Below are 2,891 nucleotides of genomic sequence, written 5' to 3' on the forward strand. Positions count from 1 at the left end.
GAGGCGATGTACGGGGAGAACGTCGCCGCGCCCTTGATCGCCGCCATCGACGCGGTGTTCACGATCACGCCGGATCCCTGCGGCTTCATGACCTTCAGCACCGCGCGCAGCCCCATGAACACGCCGCGCCCGTTGACCCGCCAGACCCGGTCGAAGTCCTCGACCGACAGCTCGGTCATCGGCGCCATCCGGCCCTCGATGCCCGCGTTGTTGAAGAACAGGTCGATCCGCCCGTGCGCGTTGACCGCCTCCTGCACGTACCCGTCCACCTCGGACTCCTGCGAGACGTCGGCGACGACCGCCAGCCCGCCGAGCTTCTCCGCGGCCGCCCGCAGCCCGTCGGCGTCCCTGTCGACCAGCACCAGGCGAGCGCCCTCGTCCGCCAGCCGCTGCGCGACCGCCAGCCCGAATCCGTTGGCCGCACCGGTGATGACCGCGACCTGTCCATCCAGCCCGTACCGCACGCTCATCGGACACCCTCCGCGTCTAGGATCCCTGTTGCGGCCGGGCCGACTGCCCCGGCCATGATGGCCTCGTGCCTGGCGACGATCCTGCTGTCCCACTCGTGGTCGGTGAGCAGGTACAGCTTCTTCTCCCGCACCGCGGTGACTACCTTGTCCGCGACCTCGGACGGCGGCATGCCCTTGGACAGCACGGAGTGCATGTGGTCGCGCAGCGACGCGCCTGACGACGACATGCCGCCGGAGTTGGCCAGCGCGGCCGGCCGGTTCCGTGACCCGTGGAACAGGTTGGTCGCGATGATTCCCGGGCAGATCCCGGTCGCCGCGACGTTGGCGCCCGCCGCTTCCAGGTCCGCGGCGAGCACCTCGGTCATGGCGAGGATCGCGTGCTTGCAGATCCCGTACATGTTGCCTGCCGCGATCACCGAGGTCATCGAGCAGGTGTTGACCACGTGCCCGTCCTCGCCGTGCGCGAGCATCCGCGGCACGAACGTCCTGATGCCGTAGATCACCGACATCAGGTTGACCGACAGCGTCCAGTCCCAGTCCTTGGCGGTGGCCGCCCAGATCGGCCCGTCCAGGTAACCCTCGACGCCGGCGTTGTTGTGCACGAGGTGGATCTTCCCGAACCGCTCCTCGGCCGCGTCGGCCAGCGCCTCGATATCGGGCAGCTTCGACACGTCGGTGCGCAGCCCGAGCACGGGAACCCCGGCCGCCGACAGCTCCGCGACCGTGGCATCCAGCGCGTCCTGCTGGATGTCGCCGATCACTATGTTCATTCCCTCCGCGCCCCAGCGCGTCGCGAAGGCCTTGCCCATGCCGCTGCCCGCCCCGGTGATGACGGCGGTCTTACCCGCGAACTCTTCCATGCACAAAGCTCCTTTGCTTGTTAGCCCCAGGGCCGGGACACGATTCGCACCAGCGAGCCTGGCGTCTGCAGCCGTTTCAGGGCGGACGGCGTGTCATCCAGCGTCACTCGCTCCGACACGAGCCGTTCCACCGGGACCCGCCCGGCCGCGATGTGCGCTACTGACTCGCGGTAGGTGTCGTCGGAGAACGCGCAGGCGCCGGCGATGTGCAGTCCCTCGCTCAGCATCCCGAACAGCGGCAGCGACGCCACCTCGGGCGTCAGCGCCACCTCGACGCAGGTGCCGCCAGGCTCGAGCACCGCGAGCGCTTCGGTGAACGCGCCGGGCGCGGCGGAGCACTCGAGCACCGCCGCGAACCGCGTGCCCGACTGCGTGGCGTACTCCTCGACCGAGATTTCCCTGGTGTCGATCACCACGTCGGCCCCGACGTCGGCGGCCGCCTGCCGCCGCCCTGCCGACCGCCCGGCCGCGACGATCGGCCCGGCCCCGGCTAGCCGCAGCGCCATGATCGAGTACAGCCCAATCGGCCCAACTCCGTAGACGAGCACTGGGTCGCCAGGCCCGGCGCCCGACAGCTTGACCGCCTGCGACCCGACCGACAGCGGCTCGGCGTGCGACCCCAGCTCCAGCGGCAGCTCCGGCGGCAGTGCCACCAGCTGCCTCGCCGGAACCGCGACGTACTGCGCGTACGCGCCCTGGGCGTTAATCCCGATGTTGGGCGCGACGGGGCAGCGGAACGCCAGCCCGCGCGCGCAGATCCGGCACTTGCCGCACGACCCGAGCGGGGAGGCGGCCACCGCCTGCCCCTCGGACCAGCCGGTCACGCCGGCGCCGAGCGCCACGATCCGCCCGCTGAACTCGTGCCCGAGGATCTGCCCCGGCGCGCACTGCCCGTTCTGCACGGAGTGCACGTCCGAGCCGCACAGCCCGCACGCGTCTACGGAGACGACGACATCATCGGGTCCCGGGCTAGGGTCCGGCACGTCGCTGACGGCCGTCCCCTCTTCTTTATCGATATACAGAACGGCCCGCACGTGGCTCCCGCCCTTTCATGACTGTTCAGTGGTTGACAACCGTGCCCGCGATCCCCGCGCGTATGGGGGGACTAGTCCCCCCATTCCCCCCTAGCGTCGCGCCGCGGCCGAGCGGCGTGACGGTCCGCGCGTAGACCGACAGCCAGCCGCACCCGGCCGGCGCCGCCAGCGGCGGCAACTCGGCCCGCCGCCGGCCCAGCTCGTCCGCGTCGACCTCGAGGTCGATTCTCCTGGCGTTGACGTCGATGGAGAGCATGTCACCGTCGCGGACCACGCCGAGCGGGCCGCCCGCCGCGCCCTCGGGGGCCACCTCGGCCACCACAAGGCCGCCGTTGACGAGCCCGGACATCTGCCCGTCGGTGATCACCGCGACCGATGCGGACAGCCCGGCCCCGTCGATCGCGAACATCAGCGCCGACGTCAGGCCCATGCCGGGGGAGCCGCGCAGCCCGAGCCCGCTGAGCACCACGACGTCGCCGGCCGCGAAGCGGCCAGCCCGCGCCGCCGCGACGCCTTCCTCCCGGGAG

4 protein-coding genes are annotated in these 2,891 nt (G+C 71.3%); all 4 read right to left on the reverse strand.

Translation table 11 applies throughout. The features are described from left to right. The coding region (locus tag WA805_RS07400) for an SDR family oxidoreductase (RefSeq protein ID WP_425241960.1) at window positions 1-470 on the reverse strand (470 nt) is incomplete at its 3' end. Beyond that, window positions 467-1,330: an SDR family NAD(P)-dependent oxidoreductase gene (locus tag WA805_RS07405; protein WP_422339032.1), complete on the reverse strand. Its 864-nt coding sequence runs from the start codon at window positions 1,328-1,330 to the stop codon at window positions 467-469. The genes WA805_RS07405 and WA805_RS07400, both read right to left, overlap by 4 nt. Window positions 1,331-1,350: 20 nt before the next feature. Beyond that, complete coding sequence (locus tag WA805_RS07410; protein ID WP_422324375.1) at window positions 1,351-2,364, reverse strand: zinc-dependent alcohol dehydrogenase; 1,014 nt, start codon at window positions 2,362-2,364, stop codon at window positions 1,351-1,353. Window positions 2,365-2,389: 25 nt separating this feature from the next. Beyond that, on the reverse strand, window positions 2,390-2,891 hold a 502-nt coding region (locus WA805_RS07415; RefSeq protein WP_425241961.1), incomplete at its 5' end, for a dihydroxy-acid dehydratase.

This window comes from Trebonia sp., assembly GCF_049794275.1.
Classification (GTDB): Bacteria; Actinomycetota; Actinomycetes; order Streptosporangiales; family Streptosporangiaceae; genus Trebonia.

Bases quoted from the DNA above. Each gene is read 5' to 3' on its own strand.
- WA805_RS07405 (WP_422339032.1), bottom strand. From the start codon at position 1,330: ATGGAAGAGTTCGCGGGTAAGACCGCCGTCATCACCGGGGCGGGCAGC.